Source organism: Pelolinea submarina (genome assembly GCF_003966975.1).
Taxonomy (GTDB): Bacteria; Chloroflexota; Anaerolineae; order Anaerolineales; family Anaerolineaceae; genus Pelolinea; species Pelolinea submarina.
This window is the reverse complement of record NZ_AP018437.1, coordinates 1,265,692-1,288,283: the sequence shown is the minus strand read 5'-3', so window position 1 is coordinate 1,288,283 and position 22,592 is coordinate 1,265,692. Positions and strand designations below refer to the sequence as shown.

20 protein-coding genes are annotated in these 22,592 nt (G+C 52.3%); 9 read left to right on the top strand and 11 right to left on the bottom strand.

Going from position 1 to position 22,592, the window contains the following annotated elements:
• The 9 genes from Pelsub_RS05690 to Pelsub_RS05650 form a co-directional block, all read right to left on the bottom strand.
• A complete protein-coding gene (locus Pelsub_RS05690; RefSeq protein WP_116224685.1) occupies positions 1–1,092 on the bottom strand; it encodes a transaldolase family protein in 1,092 nt (363 codons plus the stop codon).
• Positions 1,093–1,140: 48 nt separating this feature from the next.
• Positions 1,141–1,962, bottom strand: a complete 822-nt coding sequence (locus Pelsub_RS05685; protein ID WP_116224686.1) for a sugar phosphate isomerase/epimerase family protein — start codon at positions 1,960–1,962, stop codon at positions 1,141–1,143.
• A 247-nt stretch (positions 1,963–2,209) separates the two neighbouring features.
• Positions 2,210–3,250 carry a sugar ABC transporter substrate-binding protein gene (locus tag Pelsub_RS05680; RefSeq protein ID WP_116224687.1) on the bottom strand — a complete coding sequence of 347 codons (1,041 nt, stop codon included), beginning with the start codon at positions 3,248–3,250 and terminating at the stop codon, positions 2,210–2,212.
• A 114-nt stretch (positions 3,251–3,364) separates the two neighbouring features.
• Positions 3,365–4,366, bottom strand: a complete 1,002-nt coding sequence (locus Pelsub_RS05675) for an ABC transporter permease (RefSeq protein WP_116224688.1) — start codon at positions 4,364–4,366, stop codon at positions 3,365–3,367.
• Positions 4,363–5,349 (bottom strand): ABC transporter permease, encoded by a 987-nt coding sequence (locus Pelsub_RS05670; protein ID WP_116224689.1) that lies wholly within the window; start codon positions 5,347–5,349, stop codon positions 4,363–4,365. Before Pelsub_RS05670 ends, Pelsub_RS05675 begins: the two co-directional genes overlap by 4 nt.
• Entirely contained in the window at positions 5,349–6,842 is a 1,494-nt protein-coding gene (locus Pelsub_RS05665; protein WP_116224690.1) for a sugar ABC transporter ATP-binding protein, read from the bottom strand. The genes Pelsub_RS05670 and Pelsub_RS05665 overlap by 1 nt, the downstream gene beginning before the upstream one ends.
• A 36-nt stretch (positions 6,843–6,878) precedes the next feature.
• Positions 6,879–8,054, bottom strand: a complete 1,176-nt coding sequence (locus Pelsub_RS05660; protein WP_116224691.1) for a zinc-dependent alcohol dehydrogenase — start codon at positions 8,052–8,054, stop codon at positions 6,879–6,881.
• Positions 8,055–8,157: 103 nt separating this feature from the next.
• Positions 8,158–9,126, bottom strand: coding sequence for a 3-dehydro-scyllo-inosose hydrolase (iolN, locus tag Pelsub_RS05655; RefSeq protein ID WP_116224692.1), 969 nt, complete (start codon positions 9,124–9,126; stop codon positions 8,158–8,160).
• Positions 9,127–9,131: 5 nt separating this feature from the next.
• Entirely contained in the window at positions 9,132–9,818 is a 687-nt protein-coding gene (locus tag Pelsub_RS05650; RefSeq protein WP_116224693.1) for a GntR family transcriptional regulator, read from the bottom strand.
• Positions 9,819–9,957: 139 nt separating this feature from the next.
• Between Pelsub_RS05650 and Pelsub_RS05645 the strand changes: the two genes are divergently transcribed.
• Genes Pelsub_RS05645 through Pelsub_RS05630 form a run of 4 tightly spaced genes read left to right on the top strand, consistent with a single transcriptional unit; the run spans position 9,958 to position 13,435 of the window.
• A complete protein-coding gene (locus Pelsub_RS05645; RefSeq protein WP_116224694.1) occupies positions 9,958–11,511 on the top strand; it encodes an acyl-CoA carboxylase subunit beta in 1,554 nt (517 codons plus the stop codon).
• A gap of 15 nt (positions 11,512–11,526) precedes the next feature.
• Positions 11,527–11,871 (top strand): OadG family protein, encoded by a 345-nt coding sequence (locus Pelsub_RS05640; RefSeq protein WP_116224695.1) that lies wholly within the window; start codon positions 11,527–11,529, stop codon positions 11,869–11,871.
• 2 nt (positions 11,872–11,873) lie between these two features.
• Positions 11,874–12,305, top strand: coding sequence for a biotin/lipoyl-containing protein (locus tag Pelsub_RS05635; protein ID WP_116224696.1), 432 nt, complete (start codon positions 11,874–11,876; stop codon positions 12,303–12,305).
• Positions 12,306–12,307: 2 nt separating this feature from the next.
• Positions 12,308–13,435 (top strand): sodium ion-translocating decarboxylase subunit beta, encoded by a 1,128-nt coding sequence (locus Pelsub_RS05630; protein ID WP_116224697.1) that lies wholly within the window; start codon positions 12,308–12,310, stop codon positions 13,433–13,435.
• 82 nt (positions 13,436–13,517) lie between these two features.
• On the opposite strand, the gene Pelsub_RS05625 is transcribed toward Pelsub_RS05630, so the two are convergent.
• Positions 13,518–14,228 (bottom strand): response regulator transcription factor, encoded by a 711-nt coding sequence (locus Pelsub_RS05625; RefSeq protein ID WP_116224698.1) that lies wholly within the window; start codon positions 14,226–14,228, stop codon positions 13,518–13,520.
• Between the two features lie 264 nt (positions 14,229–14,492).
• Here Pelsub_RS05625 and Pelsub_RS05620 point away from each other — a divergent pair, with 264 nt between their 5' ends.
• Genes Pelsub_RS05620 through Pelsub_RS05600 form a run of 5 tightly spaced genes read left to right on the top strand, consistent with a single transcriptional unit; the run spans position 14,493 to position 19,256 of the window.
• Positions 14,493–15,107 carry a bifunctional nuclease family protein gene (locus tag Pelsub_RS05620; RefSeq protein ID WP_116224699.1) on the top strand — a complete coding sequence of 205 codons (615 nt, stop codon included), beginning with the start codon at positions 14,493–14,495 and terminating at the stop codon, positions 15,105–15,107.
• Positions 15,108–15,124: 17 nt separating this feature from the next.
• On the top strand, positions 15,125–16,516 hold the full coding sequence (gene dnaB, locus Pelsub_RS05615; RefSeq protein ID WP_116224700.1) for a replicative DNA helicase: 1,392 nt from the start codon (positions 15,125–15,127) through the stop codon (positions 16,514–16,516).
• On the top strand, positions 16,513–17,211 hold the full coding sequence (locus tag Pelsub_RS05610) for a DnaD domain-containing protein (protein ID WP_116224701.1): 699 nt from the start codon (positions 16,513–16,515) through the stop codon (positions 17,209–17,211). Before dnaB ends, Pelsub_RS05610 begins: the two co-directional genes overlap by 4 nt.
• On the top strand, positions 17,132–18,538 hold the full coding sequence (locus tag Pelsub_RS05605; protein ID WP_116224702.1) for an ATP-binding protein: 1,407 nt from the start codon (positions 17,132–17,134) through the stop codon (positions 18,536–18,538). Before Pelsub_RS05610 ends, Pelsub_RS05605 begins: the two co-directional genes overlap by 80 nt.
• Positions 18,539–18,560: 22 nt before the next feature.
• A complete protein-coding gene (locus Pelsub_RS05600; RefSeq protein WP_116224703.1) occupies positions 18,561–19,256 on the top strand; it encodes a histidine phosphatase family protein in 696 nt (231 codons plus the stop codon).
• A gap of 123 nt (positions 19,257–19,379) precedes the next feature.
• Here the strand turns inward: Pelsub_RS05600 and polA are convergent, their stop codons facing one another.
• A complete protein-coding gene (gene polA, locus Pelsub_RS05595) occupies positions 19,380–22,154 on the bottom strand; it encodes a DNA polymerase I (RefSeq protein ID WP_158674995.1) in 2,775 nt (924 codons plus the stop codon).
• Between the last annotated feature and the right edge of the window lie 438 nt (positions 22,155–22,592).

Below are 22,592 nucleotides of genomic sequence, written 5' to 3'. Positions count from 1 at the left end.
TCAGGCCTTCTTTTCGTCCGGGTTGGGCAGCATGAAATCGCGGATCACGGCCTGTAATTCGTGATAGGAATTGGTGAAGCCGCGCAGCGTGCGCACAGTCGCACCGTAAGTATCGAACTCTTTCAAACTGAGGCCATTTTCATCATAGGCTTTTTTGAAATCCTCAAAATGAGTCAGAAGCCCCTCCAGAATTTCGGGAGCAACCGGATTATCCATGCGCTCCTTGACTTCGATATCAGAGGCGTTGAAAAGCACCTGCCATTTATAGGGGATAGTCTGAATCAGGTCGCCGCCGATCAGCTCCGACCAGTGCATGTGATGGCGGTAAGCCGCTGAAAGCAGGCGCGTGCGGTACTTGCGTTCCTGGAAGATGCCGTAAGCCTTCTTCATACAGGCAATGCCGGCCCAATCCATGATATATGGGTCGGTGATAATGCCATCGCGTTTGGCAATCACTTTAATCCAATCATCCGTACGCCCAACCATGATCGTACAGACCGGGTACATATCCGCGGTGGATTTGCCTTCCGCTTCACGGCGCTTCAAGCCGCGTTCCACCGCTTCCGCCACCGCGACGGCCTGCGGCACTGTGAAACATACCGTGGCATTGATATTGGCGCCCTGGTAAGTGACTTCTTCGATAGCCTGAATACCGGCTTTGGTGACCGGAATTTTGACCTGTATATTGGGAGCCAGACCGTTAAAGTGAACGGCTTGTTCAACCAGCGCAGGTGCGTTGCGATAATTAGCCGGATTGGTCTGCACGGACAGGCGTCCTTTGCGGCCTTCCTCCCGCTTAAAGACGGGCAACAGCAGACTGGCGCCCTTGGCTCCTATCTCCTCAAATATTTTCCAGGTAATCTCAACCTCGGTCCAGTCCGGATTCCGGTCAATTACCTCATGGATGCGATCTTTCCACAAATGCATTTCCTGCTTGATCACATTAAATACAATGGTCGGGTTGGAGGTCGCTCCCACGGCTCCATGACTGATGGAATAAGTCAATTCTTCCACCGAACAGGAGTCATTCCACAGGTCCGTCTTGGTCGTGTTGACCATTTGATGTAACGGGCTTTTATAACTTGCTGTCATTTTATTCACGCTCCTTTTCTTTTGTTTCAACCAGTAATTTCATGGCGATTATCGCTGCTGCCAAAAAGCAGCCGTCTTGCCGATGGCCGTGACGTCATCCGGCAAGGGTAGAATCTCCGCCACTACCGGGCCGCGATAATCCATCTCTTCCAATTTTTCCAGGATGGCATCGAAATCAATCTGCCCGGTGCCGGGCGCCTGGCGCGTGTTGTCGGCAAAATGGACGTATCCCAAACGCTCACCGGTTTGTTCCAGTGCCGCCATCGTATCCAGTTCCTCAATATTCATGTGAAAGGTATCCAGCAGCAATTTGACTGAGTCCACACCGACATCGTTGAGAAATTCCAGTCCTTGCTTTGCCGTGAGGATCCAGTTCATCTCGTAGCGATTGATGGGCTCGATTAAAAGCTGGATTCCCAGTTCATCAGTCCATTCCGCACAGGCGCGAATAGCCGCAACACCCTTGGCATAATTCTCATCCAGGGTTTCACCGTTCCCGGCCAGCAGGCCGCGGATGCCCCCAATAATGACGGCTTCGGAATGAATGTCTTTGGCGAGCTGGGTAATGCCCCTGAAATGCGCCACCGCGTTTTCGCGCTTCTGGTCCTGGTCTGAACCCAGGCACAAACAATCAAACAAACAGGCCTGGCCGGTGGCCAGCGCCGAAATTTTCAAATTTAAATCTTCTACTTTTTTATTCAATTCCTGGGGTTGGACGTCATCCACCGCCCGGATGCTTAATTCTACGTAGGGGAAACCCAGGGCACTGGCTTGCTCCAGGCCCTGTTCCAAACGGCCCGCGAACAGTAAGGGGCCAAAACGGGATGGGCGGGGAGAAAGCGCAACTCCTGCCTGATTTTTTAGACTCATTGGACCTGCCTCCTTTAATGCAACTTCCAATAACAGCTGGGCGATCCAGCCGTTGATAATTCCGTTCTCAGTTAACTACTGTCAATTTTTATTATTTGTGTTGAGATGGGCAGTAAGAAATGACAAGCAAATTACTTTGCCTGTGGAATTGTCAGATGGTCGCTGGAACCTCCTTTTTCGGGGCTGCCGGAATTTCCTTCCGGCAGCCCAATCACTAACATTTCAACCGATAAATAAAAGGGTGTCTTTACTGTGCCGCAGCAATCTTGTCAGCGAAATCGGCAATATTGTCTTTGGTCACCAGGATAGCTGTGGTCTGAATGCGGGCAGGAACTTCCTTGCCGGCGATGTAATCGATCAGCGCCTGAACCGCATCGCCGCCCTGCATCTCAGGATTCTGGAAGCAGGTAGCAACCATGCGATCTTCAGACACGGCCTTCAAAGCATCGTTGTTGCCGTCAAAGCCGAATACCATCGTGTCGCCCAAGCGGCCGGCTGCATCCAACGCCTCAACAGCACCTAATGCCATTTCGTCGTTGCACGCAATCACAGCGTCGATTTCGGGGTAAGCTTGCAGCAGGTTTTCCATTACGGTTAAACCCTGCGCGCGTTGGAAATCAGCGGTCTGGGAAGCCAGGACTTCGATGTCGGGATAGTTGGCAATGGTGTCATCCACACCGGCTTTGCGGTCGATAGCTGTCTGTGCGCCAGCGGTACCTTCCAGGATGATGACCTTGCCGGTTCCACCCAGGGTTTCCATAGCATACTCTGCCAGAATCTTCATAGCTTCGTAGTTCTCAACTGCCGAGAAGGTGATCACTTCACCGCCAGCAGCGTTGGTGTTGGCCAATGCAACCGGAATTCCAGCTTCGTTCGCGCGCTCGATGGCGGGCACAATACCGGTGGAATCTACGGGGACTAACACAATGCCGTCAACCTTTTTCGCAATGAGATCATCGACCAGGCGGGTTTGTTCTTCCAGGTTGTTCGCTTTTGTGGGAGCCAGGTAGAGCAGCTCGACGTTGTTTGCTTCGGCAACTTTCAATGAGCCTTCGTGAACCATTTCCCAGAAAGGATTGTTCAAGGCTTTGGTCACCAGACCAAAGGTCAGGGCTTCAGCTGGGGCAGCTTCTTCTGCCGCTGCATCTTCCGCGGGGGCGGCTTCTTCAACCGCAGCTTCCTCGGCCGGGGCAGCTTCTTCGGCTGCGGCTGCCGGTTGGCAGGCTGACACCAATACACTGAAAGCAATCACCAAAGCGATTATTGAAAGTAATCTTACTTTTTTCATCTAATTCTCCTTTAATAAACCTATTTTTATTTAGCAACAACCTAAAGCATTACTGTTCTCACGTCTTATAAACACCTCCTCAATCAAAATTTAAACCGTCGATGCATACGCAGGTTAATTTCGTTTCCTCATAATGACATCCAGCCAAACCGAGAGGACCACTACTATTCCTGTGACAAGCTGCTGCCAAAGGGAGTTGATCCCCAATAAATTCATTCCATTGGTGACAATAATCATGATCAATGAACCGATAATGGTCCCGGCCACACCGCCCTGGCCGCCCGCCATGCTTGTTCCGCCCATAACGGGGCTGGCAATGGCCGGCAACAAGAAGGAAGCGCCCATATCCTGGTCAACCGCGTTCAAACGCGCCGCCAGAATGATGCCGCCAATGGCTGCCAGCATACCGCTGATAATGTAAGCGCTGACCAGTGTTCTGGATAATTTGATGCCCGAAGCACGCGCGGCATGCGGGTTAGCGCCGATGGCGTAAAGACTTCTTCCCAGGGTGGTGTATTTCAGGAACCATCCCATAATCAGCGCGATAATTGCCACAATCCATATCGGCATTGGGATTCCTAATAAGTAGCCGCGTCCAAGATAGCGGAAGCTATCCGGAAAACTGAAGAAAGGCGAAGCGCCCATAATGGCAAAGGCCAATCCCCTGCCTACCCATAACATACCGTAACTGGCCACGGCCGAGGGTAGTTTGACAATTGCGATTAACTGCCCGGTGACAAAACCGGAAAGCGCGCCTGCGCCAATGGCGGCAATAATCGCGAACCACCAGGGCAATTCCGTTTGGGTAAGTACGTAACCCGAAACCACGCTGGTCATCGTGACCACGCTGCCCAGCGACAGGTCAATCCCGCCGGTCAGGAACACGATGGTCATGCCCAGAGAAATTACAATCTGAGGGGCAGCCTGTCGAAAAACATTGATCAGGTTGGAAACCTTCAGGAAATTCTGGTTCAGCAGGGAAATGCCGATACACAGGAGCAGGAGTGCTCCCAACCGGGAAAACCTGGAGAGTATTTTTCCAATACTGGGTTTTTCATGAATAAGTTGAACATCTTCGGTCATTTCAGTCTCTGCAAGGTTATTCTTTTTATTCATTCTTCCCGCTCCTCATCGCGCATCTTTTGTACCCGCCGTTCAACCAGGGTGGACAGAACGATTGCTGTAATCAATACCGTGCCGAATATCGCCAGCTGCAAGTAGGTGGGAATCCCCAGAATATTCAAGCCGTTGCGCAGGATCAGGATAAAGATTCCGCCCAGCACGCCCCCCATGGCCGTCCCTTTCCCGGCGATATAACTGCCGCCCAGTACCGCGCCGGCGAAAGCTTCAAATTCCATGCCTAAGCCGACCGTGGGTTGCGCCGCCATATTTCTGGATGTGAGGATGCAGGCCGCGATCCCTGCCGTCAAACCGGAATACGAGTAAGCCAGCACCTTATACAACCAGGCCGGTTTACCGGAGAGTTTCAAAGCCTCTTCATTACCGCCCAAAGCGTAAACATACACACCAAAAGGCGTTTTGTTCAACAGGACGCTGGTCAGTATAAATACCAGGATGATTGCCCAGAGAGGAATCGGAATATTGAGAAAATTGTCGTTTCCAATTATGGAAAATTTTTCCGGCAATCCACCGATCACGTTACCGTTATTCATGCCCAGCGCCAAACCGACGGCAATTCCCTGCGTTCCCAGGGTGGCAACGAAAGAGGGAATCCCCATGAAAGTGACGAAGATACCGTTGAGCGTGCCAAACAGGATGCCAACCAACATGGATATGATGATTGCCAGGTAGGGCGGCATATTCATATTGACCATCACCCAGGCTAAAACCATACCGCAAAGCGACATCACCGCGCCGTTGGATAGTTCAATGCCTCCGGTGATTTTCACAACGATTACGCCCAGGCAGAGGATCAACAGGATCGCTCCCTGCCGGCAGAGATTTGCGGCATTAGCAAATGTCAGGAAATTCGAATTGGATGCTGAAAAATAAATCATCATCACGATCAGGATCCAGGTGACCGTCGGAACCTTTTCGAGAATAAATTGCCGAAGTTGTTTACCGTTATTCGCTTTCATTAGTTGACTCCCATCGCGCAACGAAGTATTTCTTCCGAATCCGTACCCCGGGGAAACTCACCGGCCACTTTGCCTTCGTGCATGACGTAGATGCGATCACTCATACCAAGGATTTCCGGCATTTCAGAGGAAATCATTAAGATTGCATGGCCGGAGTTTGCCAGTCGATCCATAAATGAATGCACTTCCGATTTCGCGCCAACGTCAATTCCGCGTGTGGGTTCATCGATGATGATGACCCTGGGTTTAGCCGCCAGCCATTTTCCGATGACCACTTTTTGCTGGTTGCCGCCGCTCAGGTGATGAACAATGCGATCAAGCGCGGGCGGCTGGATATCAAATTTCTTCACGTATTCGGTAGCGGTCTTTTTCTCTACGGATGGTTTCATTACGCCATTCGGGAATATTTTCCGCAAGCACACCATCACCAAGTTCTTTTCCATGGAGAGAATGGGAAACAATCCGTCACGCCGGCGATCTTCCGGTATCAAGCCAACTCCGATATCCACGGCCAAGGAAGGATCGATGTGTTTGTATTTTTTCCCCAGAATTTCAAGATCATCAGCGGTCATATGATCCAGCCCGAAAATTGCCCGGGCAGTCTCCGTACGCCCGGATCCCACCAGGCCGGACAATCCGACGATTTCGCCAAAATGGACTTCCAGATTGACGTTCTTAACTTTCTTGCCGGATTTCATCCCTTTAACCGAAAGGGCTACTTCACCCGGTTGGCAGTGGTGACGCGGGAACAATTCATTAATCTCACGGCCGATCATCATGGTGATGACCTCATCGATGGTAATATCGGCCACTTCGCGTGTGCCGATCAACTGCCCATCGCGCATGACCGTCACCCGGTCGCCAATTTGTTTCAGTTCTTCCATACGGTGGGAAATGTAGATAATTCCCACGCCGTTCTTCTTCAGCTTTGCCACAGTTGAAAACAGTTGTTCAATTTCGCGCAGACTCAAAGCGGAGGTGGGTTCGTCCAAAACCAGAATGCGCGCATCCATGGCAAGCGCCTTGGCAATTTCCACCATTTGCTGTTCAGCCACACCCAGCTCCAGCACGGATACCCGCGGATCAACGTCCACACCGATGGACTTCAGGATTTTTCCGGCTTCCTGGTGCATGCTGGCTTTATCCAAGAATAAACCGGCCAGTGTTTTTTCACGCCCCAGGAAAATATTCTCCGCCACGCTGCGGAATGGGAGCAGGGTAAATTCCTGATAAACCATGGCCACGCCTTGAGCGCGCGCCGCGGTCGGACTCCAGCGCGATTGGGTTTCACCATTGATGAAAATTTCGCCTTCATCTTTGGGATACGCGCCCGCCAAAACTTTCATCAGGGTGGATTTTCCTGCTCCATTTTCACCAACCAAAACATGTACTTCACCAGGGAAGAGATCAAAACTAACGTGATCTAATGCTTTGACACCTGGAAATGATTTGGATATTTCTTTCATTTCAAGCAGTGGAGTATTACCTTTCATGCTTTTCACGATCCTTTCTTCCCTGGTGATTAGGAATTACATTTCGAACACGACTTTGAGCGCGTCTTCTTCGAATGATTTATCAATCGCTTCCTGAGCCTGGTTCAATTTGAAGCGGTGGGTGATCAATTTTTCAAAGGGGAACTTGTCGCGATTGCGCCACATCATATCGAAAGCGGCATAGTAGCCATCGTGCGGATGGTTCGTGTTGCCGTAAATCAGGACATTCTTGGCCGCGATATGGCGGTGAATATTCAGGGACACTTCCCCGGTATCGGCAAAGTTGCCGGTTTCCAAGTACGTGCCGCCGCGCCGCAGCATTTCCAAACCGACACGCACAACGGAAGGCTGTCCAACAGTCTCAACCACTACATCCGCGCCGCGCCCCTCGGTTTCTGCGCGAATGGCCTCGACCAATTGCTTGTCATCCATATCCGCAACATTGAAGGTCACATCGGCGCCAAAATCCTTGGCCATTTCCAGTTTCTTGGGGAAGTTATCCAGGGCAATGATTTTACCGGCGCCCAGCATGCGCGCCTTGGCAACCATCAACATGCCGATCGGGCCGGCGCCCTGCACGACGACGGTGTCGCCGAAGTGGAAACCTTTGCCGCCATAAGCCGCATATTCTTTGCCGCGGTCCAGGATGGCTGTGACCACAAACAGCTCGGAAAGGCAGGAATACTCAATCGGAATGTAATCCGGAACCTTGTACACCCACGCCTTGGGAGGCAAGTACATATATTCCGACCACCCGCCCACTATGTAAGGGAATTGGTCGGCATAATAGGTCATGCCGATACCTTTATGGTGCGAGCAGTAAGGGTAGCCGTGTACACTGCGGCAATACCAGCACTCGCCGCAAATGATATTGGGGCAATTGGTGACGCGGTCGCCAACTTTCAACGACTGACCGCTGTATTCAATGTTGTCGCCGTTCATTTCAACGACGATGCCTGAATTTTCATGGCCGTGAACGGTGGGGAAGACCATGTCCTGCTCGGCTTCCGTACCGCCGTATAACGTTGTTTCCCCCTTATACGCATGTTTGTCCGTTCCGCAAATACCGGACATTTCCATTTTTACGATCATGGCGCCCGGTTCCAGATGATCCGGGTAAGGTAATTCTTGATACTCCAATTTTCCCGGTGCAGTCATTACGGCCGCGCCGACAGTTTTTACCGCATGGGTCGTTTTAATATCTCCACTCATGGTGAATCCTCCTATAAATTGAAACAATAAAATAAATTCGATAAACAAAATGGGAACCGGGCTCCCTCCTCCCGGTCCCCATTCACGCGTTTACAGCATCGATCTAGGGTGGATATGCTACGGTATAAATATGTTTACCGCCGTCAACAATGGGTCCTTTCAGCAAAGCCTCAATTTCCTCAGGTGACCGCTGGGTTACGCGATCCGCAGGAGGCAGTTTGCCGGCCGGATACTTATCCATGATCTCAGTGATCAGTCTTTCCATATAATCCAACACCGCGCTGATGCCGGGTTTGGCTTTTTCAGGATCTGCCAGGGTAGCCGAACCGACCACACCTTCCGGTGTCGCGATGGGTTCGATGGTCGATGCACCCACATGCTGCCAGAACGGAATGGGCATGTTGTAAGCGGAACCGGAGAAATCGATATGTCCGGGCGGGAATAAGCTTTCGCCTTTGGTATCAACAGCATCTTCCAGATGAATCATTTCAGGGAACAATGCCATGGAGAAGGAAGTTTCGCATTCATCGCCGTGCACGAAGGGGGTTTCAAACGGCCCGCCGTGCGCTTTGTCGCGGATATATTCCTTGATCATGAACCAATAATTAATATTGACCAACAGCATCGGCACCTGGTACTTCTTGCCAAATTGATGCATGGCCATGGGAATGACATAATCCTGTCCATGCCCATTCAATAAAATCTGTTTGCGGAAACCGGCATTCCATAAGCCGGCCATCACCGCGCGCAGGTTGGCTGCAAAGGTCTCTTCAGGGACCACAATGGTGCCCGGCATGCCCAGATGATGATAAGGGTGTGAGCCGTACCAGATCGGTTCGGCCACAGTGCAGCCCACTTTTTGCGCGACTGCTTCCGCCATGCGTGTGACCAGGAAAGTGTCCTCGCCGCTGCAAGCGTGCGGACCGTGAGCCTCGGTGCTGCCGATAGGCAGAATGATGAGGTCGTTTTTCTTCAGACGCTCATCCACTTCCTTTCCGGTCATCGTCTGGAGGTAAATGCCTGTCGGACGATCCATATGCCCCCCGTCAGGGGGCAATTTCCATTTTTCCATAACAACTATCTCCTCTGAAAATTGATTTTGGGGTTTTTTGTAATGAATATAATGAGCCTTTCACGTACATTTTCGAGATGCTCCGCCATTCGTTGGCTGGCTGCTTCCCCGTCTCTTACCAGTAATGCATCGACAATCCGGTTATGTTCAATTAAGGTTTCTTTGATATTTTCCATGGAATGAGTGGATAACACCCGTTCGCGATAAGTCAAATCATTCAGGCTGTCCATAAACGCAATCAAGCGTTTATTATGAATATGCTTCTGCAGGTATTCGTGGAACTTCACTTCATTTTCCAGGAAGCCGTCATAATCGCCCGCATCCACAGCTTGACTACTGGCTTGCATGATATTTTTCAGCATTTCCAATTCTTTATCCGTTAAAGCCTTGGCAGCATGCCGGGCGGCGCGTGTTTCGACAATCTCACGAGCTTCAAACAGGTCGAAAATATCCTGTTCCGTGATTTCTGAAACGAAATAGCCCACGCGCGGACGGACATCAATTAATCCCTCATTCGCCAAGCGCAGGAAAGCTTCGCGCACAGGAGTCCGGCTGACTTCCAACTTATCGGTAAAATCTTCAATGTGGAGCTGTTCACCGGGTTTGAAGTCCAGGTTCAGGATCCCCTTCTTCAAATATTGATAAGTCCAGTCGGTTAAGGCTGAGGGTTTGCTTTTTGGTGCTTTTTCCATATTTCATTCACTTTCTATACCATATCCATGTAATATGTGATATATTACATATCACATATTACAGGAAAATAGTACGAATGTCAATGACATTCATAAGTTTTCGAGGGATTAAAATAATATTGAAAGGCAGGAATAATATATGGCATCCCAAAACCCGAGAGAAGAGAAGCTAAAAAAGCAACGCGAACTATCCAAATTAGGCGGCGGCCAACCCCGCATTGCCAAACAACACGAAAAGGGGAAATTGACCGCGCGCGAGCGAATCGCAGAACTATTAGACGCGGACAGCTTCCATGAACTGGAGCCTTTTGTTATGCAGCGTTCTGATGTGTGCGACAACCCGGATGAACGCATTCTGGGCGACGGTGTCGTGACCGGATACGGTCAAATCGACGGCCGTACGGTATTCGTCTACGCACAGGATTTCACCGCCAATGGCGGGTCGTTGGGTGAAATGCAGAGCCATAAAATCTGCCGCGTAATGGACCTGGCCGTGCAAAACGGCGCGCCCATTATCGGTCTAATCGATTCAGGCGGCGCGCGCATCCAGGAAGGCATCCGCAGTTTAGGCGGATATGCCGAAATTTTCCGTCGCAACGCGCTCTATTCCGGTGTCGTGCCCCAAATCAGCATGATTATGGGACCCTGCGCAGGCGGCGCGGCTTACTCCCCCGCCCTGACCGATTTCATTCTAATGGTTGAGAAGCAATCTTATATGTTCATCACCGGCCCCAGCGTTATCAAGGCCATCACCGGTGAAGAAGTGAATTTTGAAAGTTTGGGCGGCGCAGCGGTCCATTTGGGTACCAGCGGCGTGGCTTCATTGACCGCCCCCACCGAACAGGATTCTCTGGCACTCTGCCGTGCGTTGCTCAGCTACATACCCTCCAACAACGTGGAAAATCCGCCCAGCTGCGTGAGCACGGATGACCCCGCGAGGATCGCCCTGGAACTCAACGATTTGGTACCGGAAGACGACAGCCAACCCTACCGCATGCATGAGGTTATTGCACACGTGGTCGATCAGGATTCTTTCCTCGAATTACAGCCAACTTACGCCATGAATGCCATTATCGGCCTGGCGCGCATGGACGGCAGCCCGGTCGGCATCGTCGCACAGGAACCCAACTGCATGGCAGGCGTGATTGACATCAACGCATCCGACAAAATCTGCCGCTTTGTACGCTTCTGCGACTGTTTCAACATCCCGCTGGTAACCTTCGTGGACTCTCCCGGATTCCTGCCGGGGGTGCAGCAGGAGCACGGCGGCATCATCCGCCACGGCGCCAAGGTGCTGTTTGCCTACTCTGAAGCCAGCGTCCCCAAGGTGAGCATTGTCACGCGCAAAGCTTATGGCGGCGCGTACATCGTTATGAGCAGCAAGTATTTAGGCACCGACATCACTTACGCCTGGCCCACCGCTGAAATTGCCGTTATGGGCCCCGAAGGCGCGGCCAATATCCTGCACCACAAACAAATTATGGATGCCGCCGACCCCGAGGCGGAACGCGAAAAAGTGATGCGGGAATACCGCGAAAAATACCTGAACCCCTACGTGGCCGCCGAAGCCGGATTCTGCGACGAGATCATCTTGCCTTCCGAAACACGGTCCAAGGTGATTAGCGCCTTATCCGTCATCCGCGAAAAGCAGGTCCAGAACCCGCCGCGCAAACACGGCAACCCGCCGGTTTAGGACTGGAGCTAAGCTATGGATGAAGCACTCACAATAACAGTTATCGGCGGGGGTATGGTCTTTATCGGCTTGATCCTGCTGTGGATTATGATGGATATTCTGGTCCGCCTGACCTCAAAGGAAAAAACGCCGGACACTCCCGTCCCGGCGGATACGGCCGAGAATGTTCCGGCGGAAGCAGGCAGCCTCCTCAAACAGCAAGCTGCCGCAGCAGCCGTGGCGGCAGCGCTGGCACTCTCCTCCGCCGCCCGCTCGGTTGTGGCACCGCAGGACAAGGCTGCGCTCAGCCCCTGGCAGAGCACCCACCGTATTCGTCAAATTAACCAAACCAATGCGCTGCCGCGCAGGAAGAATAATTAGCCATGAAAATGAAAATTAATATTGAGGATAAAACTTTCAACGTGGAGATAAACGACCTGCACGAGCGGCCGATCCAGGCAAACGTTGACGGTGAAATTTTCGAGGTATGGCCAGAGGAAAGTACCCGGCTGGCAACTGCCGCCATGCCCGCCGCGCCTCAACCGGCTGCTCCGGCAGCAGCTCCTATCTCCTCCCCCGGAACCGCTTCAGGCAACGCAGTGATCGCGCCCATCCCGGGCGTCATCATTGAAATCAAGGTCGCGGCCGGTGACAGCGTGACCTATGGACAGGAACTGTGCGTGCTGGAAGCCATGAAAATGAAGAATTCCATTCGCGCCAATCACGACGGTACCATCGCTAAAGTCCTCGTTACCACCGGCGACCAGGTACAGCAGGGCAAAGTCCTGATGGAATTTCAGGACAAGGCGGGATAGCTATGGATGTCAATACCTTATGGTCCTACTTCTCGCAGGATTTTTTAATGCTGCATCTCAACAACATCGTCATGATCGTTGTTGGGCTGGTATTGATCTATCTGGCAATTGTCAAAGAATATGAACCTGTGCTGTTGCTGCCCATCGGGTTCGGCTGCATTTTGGCCAACCTGGGCATGGAAGCCTCCGCGGATGGCGAGGGTTTCCTTTCGGTCCTCTACCGCGCCGGTATTCAATCGGAACTCTTTCCGCTGTTGATCTTCATCGGCGTGGGCGGCATGATCGATTTCAGCCCGCTGCTTTCGCAGCCTTACCTGGCGCTGCTGGGCGCGGCCGGCCAATTCGGTATCTACGGCACGCTCCTCCTGGCCACCCTGTTAGGTTTCAGCCTGGACGAAGCCGCCTCCATCGGTGTGATTGGCGCCATCGACGGCCCCACCGCCATTTACGTGGCCGGAAAACTGGCGCCGCACATGCTGGCGCCGATTGCCGTGGCCGCTTATTCCTACATGAGCCTGATTCCCATTATTCAGCCGCCCGTTATGAAGTTGATGACCACGCGCAAGGAGCGGTTGATCCGCATGGAGTATTCTCCCAAGCCGGTCAGCAAGAAAGCTTTGATCATCTTCCCCATCGCGGTCACGATCATCATCAGCATCCTGGCGCCCACAGCCGCGCCGCTGATCGCTGCGTTAATGCTGGGCAACCTGCTCAAGGAATCCGGCGTGGTGGACCGCCTCAACCAGTCCGCGCAGAATGAGATCATCAACGTTTCCACCCTGTTCCTGGGTTTGACCATTGGCGGCACCATGACAGCGGACAGTTTCCTCAACCTGGCGACTTTGAAGATCCTCGGGCTGGGTCTGTTGGCTTTCATTTTGGACACCATCATGGGCCTGCTGTTCGGCAAGCTGATTGCTTTCGTCACACGCGGCAAGATCAACCCGCTCATCGGCGCCTGCGGCATCAGCGCCTTCCCTATGGCCGGTCGTTTATCGGCTAAAATGGCGCAGGACGAAGACTTCGAGAACTTCATCCTCATGCACGCCATGGGTTCCAACACAGCCGGACAACTGGGCAGCGTCATCGCCGGCGGTTTGCTGCTTACCCTGGTTTTAGCCCTTCATTAGAATCTATTTCTCCTTAATAATGACAAACAGCTTGGCGAAAATTCGCCAAGCTGTATTTTTTATTCACAGTTCCGATTAATAATTACTTTGCCGGGGCAGAACTCTTCTTTTCCACACGGGAAGGACGTTTGGGTTTTTCCACTTCAAGCCGATATCCCACCCCGCGTTCGGTTTTAATGAAGCTGGGATGGCGGGGGTCTTCTTCCAAAGCCTGGCGCAGCCAACTGATGTGCACATCCAGCGAGCGCGTGTCGCCCAGGTAATCCGTTTCCCATAACTTTTTAAACAATTCCTCACGCGTCAGCACTTCGCCGGGACGGCGCATGAGCGTTTCCATCAGAATAAAAAGCCGTGGTGTTAAGCGATTGCGTTTTCCATTGCAATACACCCAACGCTGCTTCAAATCCAGTTCGATGCAGCCGACCACCAGTTTTTTATTTTGGCTGAGGGACATATAAGGTTTTAAGCGATTCAACAATTTCTGTAATGTGAAAGGCAATTGCAGAATTTCATCCGCGCATTCCATCTCTACGCCTTTCTGGTCTTCCGAGATGATTAGAATGACGGGAATTTCCGGGGAGACTTTTTTCAATCCGTTGCAGATACGCGTGCCTGAGGTGCGCATCGAGGCCGCGTCCACAATAACCGCTTTTGGCTCGATGGATTTCATTTTCTTCAATGCTTCAGATCCGGTCTGGACCGATTCAACTTCGAAACCCTTCTTGCCCAATCCGGTCATATAGGATGGACGATCCGCGCGTTTTCCTTCAATTAATAGAACCAAATGTTTCATATAAGCAAGTACTCAACCAATTCCGGTATTTACATTCAATATTAACACTTATAAGGACATTCTTGGTACACTAATTCTATAATAACTAATTGCATAATGATTGTATAAACAAGTTTATCCGCAAATTCCCCCATATGAATGATAAACCTTTGCCAGGGAATTCTTAAAAAACGCGGTTGAAAAATATTATACACTATCTTAAAATACTCTCGCTGTCTGGAAACCACAGCAGCATGTTAAAATAAATCATCAGCGGAGAACCGGATGTCAGAACTTATTGAATTAAAAATCGACAGTCTGCGGGTCAGCTTAACCAATCAACAACGTATTGTGGTTTTAAAGCAGGTAGACGCAGACCGTTTTTTACCCATTTGGATTGGACCTTATGAAGCGGAAGCGATCACCATTGCTTTGCAGGAAATCGAAGTTTCACGGCCGCAAACGCACGACCTGCTCAACAACATAATCACCTTGCTGGGCGGTCGAATTACCCGCGTAATCATCAGCTCATTGAAAGATGATATTTTCTTTGGTACCTTGATGGTCGAAAAAGATGGGGAGCAGATCGAAGTTGATTCCCGGCCATCGGATGCCATTGCCATCGCCGTGCGCGCGCACGTTCCCATTCTGGCCGATCCGAAAGTCATGGAAGAGGCCAGTATTGTACCGGAAGATATTGATGATACCTCCGAAGAAGACGAAGGAAGAGAAACTGAAAATGGCTCCGTGGAAGACAGCACGCGGGTATCTTTCAGCGACGACCGTCTTTCTGTCTTCGAGGAATATTTTAAAACCAAATCGGATGACGATTCATCCGCGCACGATGATTCGGATGATGATGATTCGGACGAGGACACGGAAGAACCCGACCAGGATTAGCTCAAACACAGGCAAACATGCAAGATTATTTTGAACCCCAGGAAACCAGCTCCAGCACAATTCAATCTCAGCCGCATAACCGGCAGGCTGAAGAAGCTGTTCTGGGCAGCGTGTTGATCAATCCGGAATCCTATTTTGATGTAGCACAAATTCTGGAAGCCGATTATTTCTACATTATTCGCAACCGCTGGATTTGGGAAGTTTTTACTTATCTGCATGAAAACCGTGTCCCTATCGATATTCTGACGCTCAGCGAGGAATTGGAAAATCGCGGGCAGTTGGAAGAAGTTGGCGGGCAGGCTTATTTGATGACGCTCATCAACCAAACGCCCAGCTCGCTCAACGCGGCGGCTTACGCCAACATCGTGGAAGAAACCTCGGTGCGGCGGCGCATGCTGGCCTCGGCCAACGAAATGGCAAAATTGGCCTATCAGGAAGAAAAGCCAATCGAGGACATCATCAACTCGGCCGAAAAGAATATCTTTGACCTGAGTGAACGGCGCATTCGCCGCGATTTACAACCCATCCAAAGCGTAATCGACGATTACTACGACCGCGTGGCCCTGCTTTCACAGCGCGGCGACGAGATCGTCGGCGTGCCCACCGGCCTGACCGACCTGGACGATCTGCTGGGCGGTTTGCAGCGTTCGGATTTGCTGATCATCGCCGGCCGTCCCGGTACCGGTAAAACCGGCTTTCTGTTGACGGTTGCCAAAAATGCCGCGCAAAAATACAAGAAACACGTGGCCATGTTCTCGCTGGAAATGTCCAACGAACAATTGGTGCAGCGTATGATCGCGCAGGACACCGGTATCAATACCCAGGAGCTGCGCTCCGGCAAGATCAAAGACGACCATTGGGACCTGCTAACCCAGTCCATGGAATCGCTCAGTAATGCCAAAATCTACCTGGACGACACCCCGGCCCTGACGCCCATCCAGATGCGCACCAAGTGCCGCCGTCTGCACCTGGAGCACCATATCGATTTGATCATCGTGGATTACATCCAGTTAATGAGCGGCGACAGCCGCAACGACAACCGCGTGCAGGAAGTCTCCTACATTTCGCGCAACCTGAAAACACTGGCGCGCGAATTGAACGTGCCCGTGCTGGCTGCCGCGCAGCTTTCCCGTGCGGTGGAACAGCGCACAGACAAGAAACCCATGCTTTCCGACCTGCGTGAATCCGGCAGTTTGGAACAGGATGCCGACATCGTCATGTTCATTCACAAAGTAACGGATGAAATTCCCGAACGGAACGTTGACCCGGAAAACGAACAGCAGCGCGAATTGATCGAATTGATGGTCGCCAAGCACCGCAATGGCCCCACCAAAGATATTCAAATGATGTTCATCAAGAACCTGGCGCAATTCTATGATATTCTTCCAGAGCACCGTTACAAGAAATGAACAGTCCTTTTCAGGGTTTTCAGGAAAGTAAGAAGCACTTCAGCGCCCTGCCCGACCAGTTTTTCAGCGAGCTGCTGCCGGCCATTGACGACCTCAACGAGCTGAAGGTCACGGTTTATCTGCTGTGGAACGCTTACACCCAGGGCGACTTCGGCACGGCCTTCCGTCTGGCGGACGTGCTGTTGGACCAGCGCTTTTTGGATGGACTGCAAAGCGAAGGCGGTGAAATCGAAGCCTGTCTTGCGCAGGCAATGGAAAAGGCAGTGGAACGCGGCAGTTTGATTGAAGCGGCCGATCCAAGCAGCGGAGAAGCGCTTTATTTCATCAATAGCCCGCGCGGCCGTCAGGCCGCTGCCCTGTTGAACCAGACCGGAGAGTTCGCTGCGCAAACGGATGTGAAACCGACGCTGGAACGCATTCAAGCGAACATCTTCCAGCTTTACGAGGAAAATATCGGCACACTGACACCCCTCATCGCGGATGCCCTGCGCGACGCACAGGAAAGCTGCCCGGAGGAGTGGATTGAGGAAGCCATTCAATTGGCTGTAAAAAACAACGTGCGGCGCTGGAAATATGTAGAAAGCATATTGACCCGCTGGCAGGAGGAAGGAAAAGATGGAGCCAATCGGAGAGACGATCAAGAAGATCACCGCCGCTACATCAAAGGCGAATATGGAGAAATCGGACAACACTAAAGCTAAGTCATCCAAAACCATGCCTGAAAAAGACGTCTGCCCCATCTGCGGCGGCCTGGGTCTGGTCAAACGCGACCTGCCCATCAGCGATCCCAACTTCGGCAAGTTCGAAGTATGCGAATGCCAAAAAGAAAACCGTCAGCGCAGCAGCGTGCAGCGCCTGTATACCATCAGCAACCTGGACGCCTACCGCGACATGACCTTTGAGTCCTTTGATATCAGCGGGCTGAATAATAAAAATGAGGTCAACAACACACTGGAAGTGGCTTTCAATACCACCCAGAACTATGCCCGCCATCTCAACGGCTGGCTGCTGTTGATGGGCAGCTACGGCTGCGGCAAGACCCACCTGGCGGCGGCCGTTGCCAACGAAGTTGTCTCGATGGGTGTGCAGACGCTGTTCCTGACCGTGCCCGACCTGCTGGACTGGCTGCGCTACAGCTTCAGTTCCGAAGAAAGCAGCTACGAAAGCCGCTTTGAAGAGATCAAGAACATCCGTTTTCTGGTATTGGACGATTTCGGTACGCAGAATACCACCCCCTGGGCGCGTGAAAAACTATTTCAGATCATCAATCATCGCTATACGCATAAACTCCCCACGATTGTCACCACCAACATTGGGCTAAGCGAGATTGACGAACGGGTATCCTCGCGCCTGCAGGACCGCGAACTGGTAATCAAGCTCCAGATCGACGCGCCCGATTTCCGCAACCCCTTGATGGATACGAACCCATCGCCCATCTCCTCTCTGGCGCATATCAGCGACCACCGCACCTTCGACAAATTCAGCGCGCGCAAGAACGAGAAACTGCCGGCTGATGAGCAGAACAGCCTGGACAATGCCTTCTTTGCCGCGCAGCAGTTTGCTGAAAAACCGGACGGCTGGCTGGTATTCATGGGCACCTACGGCACCGGAAAAACTCACCTGGCCGCCGCCATCGGCCATTACCGCGCCGCCATGGGCGACGAACCCATCTTCGCGGTGGTACCCGATTTGTTGGACCATCTGCGGGCGACTTTCTCTCCCAGCAGTTCAGCCTCTTACGACAGCGTCTTCACGCAGGTACGCACCGCGCGGCTATTGGTGCTGGACGATTTGGGCACCCAGAGCGCCACGCCCTGGGCGCGCGAAAAACTTTACCAGGTGCTGAACTATCGTTACGAAACGCGCCTGCCCACTGTCATTACGACCTCCTCCACACTGGACGAGATCGATCCGCGCATCCGCAGCCGTATGCTGGATGAGCGTGTTTGCCGTGTCTTTAAGATCATTGTGCCGCCTTACAAAACCAGGGCAGCCAAACCAAAATCCAAAACTACAAAATAGAAAAAGTTAGAAACAACCATACATGACCAAGCATTTCCCCCACAACGCGGATTTCACCCGTCTATTCATCCTGCGCCACGCGCAGACTGCCCTCAACGCCGATGGCCGTATTCAGGGCGAAACGGATGCCGGATTGAACACTCAAGGCCGCCAGCAGGCCAAAAAAGCAGCCAAACGCCTGGCACGCTTCTACCAATTGGATCACATCTACACCAGCCCTTACCCGCGCGCGCGGGAAACCGCCGGCATTGTGGCCCGGCCATTTAAACTGGAAGTGGAAGCGAATGACGACTTGCACGAGCTTAGCTTTGGTAAAATCAACAATGAACGCTTCATTGACCTCGAAAAGCTCCAGCCGGATTATTTTCACCAGATCAACAATATTTATGCCAGCAAAGCGGAAGAAGGCCTATGCAAACCCCCTTTCCCGGAAGGGGAAAGCATCGCGGACATTCGCGGCCGCATTGAGAGTTTTACAGCGCAGCTGCTCGCACAGCACCGCGGCCAATTTGTGGCGGCTGTCTCGCACGGCGGGTTTATAAAATACATGCTGGCTTACTATGCCGGCATCTCGCTGGAAGATCCGTTGTTAATTTTCGTCGAAAACGCTTCCATCAGTATTGTGGACTTTTACCAGAACCGTTCCATTCTGATGGTGCTCAACGATTACGCGCATCTGGAAATACCCGTCCGTTTTTCCCGCCCCAGCGTTTTGTAACCCCAAGTTTAATTAAGAAAATTCCGAACCCCGCAAGAGGTTCGGAACAATATTGGTCCACGTTATCTGTGTGAATCTATGTATTAAGAGGTTTTTCCCGTCTTAATCCGTGTGTATCTGCGGCTAATGTTCTTCTTTTAGCTCGCCCCAGTTGCTGCCCCAGGCCGCGTCGGTTTCCAGCGGGATCGAAAGCGAATAAGCGCTCTCCATTACCGTCTTGACCACTTCCACAGTTTTCTGCAACTCTTCGCGCGTGCATTCCAACAGCAATTCATCGTGCACTTGCAGCAGCATCTTGGCACGCAGGTTGGCCTTTTTCAACTCCGGCGGCAGGTTGATCATGGCCACCTTGAGGATGTCGGCCGCCGTGCCCTGGATGGGCGCGTTGATAGCCTCGCGTTCAGCGCGCGCCTGGATCTGCCGGTTGGGCGGGTTGCGCAGTTCGGGGAAGTAGCGCCGCCGTCCCAGCATGGTCTCCACGTAGCCCTGTTCAGCTGCTTGTTTACGGATGCCGTCCAGGAAGTGCTTCACGCCCGGGAACATTTCATAATAGGCTTTGACGAAGTTCTCCGCCTCCGCCAATGTCAGATCGGTGGTGCGCGTCAGCCCGAAGGGGCCCATGCCGTAAATCAGGCCGAAGTTGATGGCCTTGGCATGCCGGCGTTGGTCTTTGGTGACCTCATCCAGAGGGACTCTGTAAATTGCAGCAGCCGTAGCCGCGTGAATGTCCTGCCCGGCGCGGAAAGCCGCCAGCATGGCTTTATCATTGGCCATGTGAGCCGCGATGCGCAGCTCGATTTGCGAATAATCCACCGAAAGCAGCAGGCTGCCGGGTGCGGCTACGAAGCCTCTGCGCACCTTGTTGCCCAACTCGGTGCGGGTGGGAATGTTCTGCAGGTTGGGGTCGGAGGAAGCCAGGCGGCCGGTAACCGAACCGGTTTGGCTGAATGAGGTATGTACCCGTCCGGTGCGCGGGTTGACCTGTTTGGGCAGCGCGTCCAAATAGGTAGAAACCAGCTTGGAAAGCTCGCGATATTCCAGTAATAGCTGCACCACGATGTGCTGGTCGCGCATTTCGTCCAAAACACCCGCGGCGGTCGAAAAATGCCCGCTCTTGGTTTTATTGCTGGAATCCGGCGGGGTTAATCCGAGCGTTTCAAAAAGCACTTTGGAAAGCTGCTGGGTGGAATTCAGGTTGAAATCATAACCGACTGCCTTGTAGACCTCTTTCTGGATTTCCACAAGACGCTGGCTTAATTCTTGGGAGAATTGTTTAAAGAAATCCACATCTACGGCAATGCCGGTAAATTCCATATCTATCAATACCGGGATGAGCGGCATTTCAATATTCTTAAATATCTCCATCAAGGTCTGCTTTTCCAGGCGTTCCTTCAGGATGGGCATCAGGCGCAGTGGAATTTCGGCGTCCGCGCCGGCGTAAGGCGCAACATCCTCCACCGCTACCATGTCCATGGTCAGCTGCTTGCTGCCTTTGCCGATTAATTCTTCAATGTGCGTCATGCTGGTATGCAGTTCGGTCTCCGCCATGGCCTTCAACCCTAGGCGGCGGCTGTCCGGTTCCACTACCCAGGCCGCGATCATGGTGTCAAAGCTCAACGGGGCAACCTGAATGCCAACGTTGCGCAAGATCAGGCAATCATATTTGAGGTTATGGCCAATCTTAGGAATGGCCGGGTCGGTGAAAGCCGGACGGATGGCATCCACAATTTTTCCAACCGGCAGCTGCGGGCTGTTGCCCACATGCCCTACCGGGATGTAGTAGGCGCTGCCGATTTCAGTCGCCAGCGAGATACCCACCAGATCCGCGCGCATGGGGTCGGTGGAGGTCGTTTCGGTGTCAAAGGAGATTTGCCTGGCCTTCTTGAGGTCGGACGCTAATTGATCCAGTTTCACCTGTGTATCCACCACAGTGACATTCAACTCATATTTGGGCGGCAGTCCCAGCTTGACCGGTTCTTCGCCGAATAAAGCCAACTGTTCTTCGCTGCCAATCACGCCCTTGTTTAACAGGGCTTCCAGGCGCGAGGTGAGCGTGCGGAATTGCAATTCCTGGAACAATTCGGTGATCCTGGGCACGTCCAGGTTATCCGTACGCGCCATCTCCAAGTCCAGCGGAACGTTCAGATCGGTATGGATGCGGGCCAGGTCATAGCTGAGATAAGCGCTGTCCTTGCCTTCCGCCAGCAATTTATTGGCCTTTCCGCTGATCTCATCCAGGTGAGCGTAAATGTCATCCAGGGTCGGGTATTTTTCCAGCAGGGCTTCGGCCGTCTTCTGGCCGACGCCTTTGACACCCGGGATATTATCGGATGTATCCCCGATCAGGGCTTTCAAGTCCACCACCTGGCTGGGTTTTACGCCCATCTTCTTGACCACATCTTCAGGGAAGAAATCCTGCGCGTCCGAGAATTTTCCGCCGGCCAGGTTCACCACCACGCGGTCGGTCACCAACTGCAGCAAGTCGCGGTCGCCGGTGATAATTTTGACACCTAATCCCTGTTCAGCGGCATTTTTGGCCACCGAACCCAGCACGTCGTCGGCCTCATACCCCTCCATCTCCAGACGCGGGAAACGGAAAGCGTCTACCAATTCGCGGATACGCTCGATCTGCATCTTTAATTCATCCGGCATCTTCTCACGTGTAGCTTTGTACTCCGGATAGCGGTCATTGCGGAAAGTCTTGCCGGTGTCGAAAGCTACTGCCAGATAATCCGGTCGGTCTTTTTCCAGGATACTGAGCAGGATATTGATAAAGCCGAAGGTAGCCGCGGTGGGCTCACCTGTACTGGACTGAAAACGCGACCCGCTGGTCAGCAGGGCGAAGTAAGCACGATAAGCCAACGCGTGGCCGTCAATCAAATATAAAGTCTTGGGCATAGACACCTCTCTTAATGATTTTACTATGCCGCTCCGCCGGCGGCGAATTTCATTTGGCTTTTGGGACCTAAATTGGAGAACGCTGGCGGACATGCGCTTGAGCGATAAGGACATGAACTGCCGCAAAGCATCAACGTGGTGGACAAGGAATGGTGGAGCCAGGCCAGGGGTGCCGTTGGGTTCATCAACGCCTGCCAGCTCAGCGGCGACGAAAAATACCTGGAACAGATTTATTGAGCTTTTAATAATATCTCTTCCCTTTTTCAAGCCAGGATAGTACTCATAGTCCGGTACCCTCCTGGGTTTTAAATCACCTTTATTTATTGCGTAAATTCATAGCCCGTCAGATACCCTTTCACGTAACCCCGCGGGGTATCGAAGGGATGTTTCGGCGAAATGTAACTGTTTGGTTACATGCTGTTTTATTTAGGTAACCTA

Bases quoted from the DNA above. Each gene is read 5' to 3' on its own strand.
- Pelsub_RS05685 (WP_116224686.1), bottom strand. From the start codon at position 1,962: ATGAGTCTAAAAAATCAGGCAGGAGTTGCGCTTTCTCCCCGCCCATCC.
- Pelsub_RS05690 (WP_116224685.1), bottom strand. From the start codon at position 1,092: ATGACAGCAAGTTATAAAAGCCCGTTACATCAAATGGTCAACACGACC.
- Pelsub_RS05600 (WP_116224703.1), top strand. From the start codon at position 18,561: ATGACCAAGCATTTCCCCCACAACGCGGATTTCACCCGTCTATTCATC.
- Pelsub_RS05650 (WP_116224693.1), bottom strand. From the start codon at position 9,818: ATGGAAAAAGCACCAAAAAGCAAACCCTCAGCCTTAACCGACTGGACT.
- Pelsub_RS05670 (WP_116224689.1), bottom strand. From the start codon at position 5,349: ATGAAAGCGAATAACGGTAAACAACTTCGGCAATTTATTCTCGAAAAG.
- Pelsub_RS05640 (WP_116224695.1), top strand. From the start codon at position 11,527: ATGGATGAAGCACTCACAATAACAGTTATCGGCGGGGGTATGGTCTTT.
- Pelsub_RS05665 (WP_116224690.1), bottom strand. From the start codon at position 6,842: ATGAAAGGTAATACTCCACTGCTTGAAATGAAAGAAATATCCAAATCA.
- iolN (WP_116224692.1), bottom strand. From the start codon at position 9,126: ATGGAAAAATGGAAATTGCCCCCTGACGGGGGGCATATGGATCGTCCG.
- Pelsub_RS05620 (WP_116224699.1), top strand. From the start codon at position 14,493: ATGTCAGAACTTATTGAATTAAAAATCGACAGTCTGCGGGTCAGCTTA.
- Pelsub_RS05625 (WP_116224698.1), bottom strand. From the start codon at position 14,228: ATGAAACATTTGGTTCTATTAATTGAAGGAAAACGCGCGGATCGTCCA.
- Pelsub_RS05630 (WP_116224697.1), top strand. From the start codon at position 12,308: ATGGATGTCAATACCTTATGGTCCTACTTCTCGCAGGATTTTTTAATG.
- Pelsub_RS05680 (WP_116224687.1), bottom strand. From the start codon at position 3,250: ATGAAAAAAGTAAGATTACTTTCAATAATCGCTTTGGTGATTGCTTTC.
- Pelsub_RS05635 (WP_116224696.1), top strand. From the start codon at position 11,874: ATGAAAATGAAAATTAATATTGAGGATAAAACTTTCAACGTGGAGATA.
- Pelsub_RS05610 (WP_116224701.1), top strand. From the start codon at position 16,513: ATGAACAGTCCTTTTCAGGGTTTTCAGGAAAGTAAGAAGCACTTCAGC.
- Pelsub_RS05675 (WP_116224688.1), bottom strand. From the start codon at position 4,366: ATGAATAAAAAGAATAACCTTGCAGAGACTGAAATGACCGAAGATGTT.
- Pelsub_RS05605 (WP_116224702.1), top strand. From the start codon at position 17,132: ATGGAGCCAATCGGAGAGACGATCAAGAAGATCACCGCCGCTACATCA.
- Pelsub_RS05660 (WP_116224691.1), bottom strand. From the start codon at position 8,054: ATGAGTGGAGATATTAAAACGACCCATGCGGTAAAAACTGTCGGCGCG.
- Pelsub_RS05645 (WP_116224694.1), top strand. From the start codon at position 9,958: ATGGCATCCCAAAACCCGAGAGAAGAGAAGCTAAAAAAGCAACGCGAA.
- dnaB (WP_116224700.1), top strand. From the start codon at position 15,125: ATGCAAGATTATTTTGAACCCCAGGAAACCAGCTCCAGCACAATTCAA.
- polA (WP_158674995.1), bottom strand. From the start codon at position 22,154: ATGCCCAAGACTTTATATTTGATTGACGGCCACGCGTTGGCTTATCGT.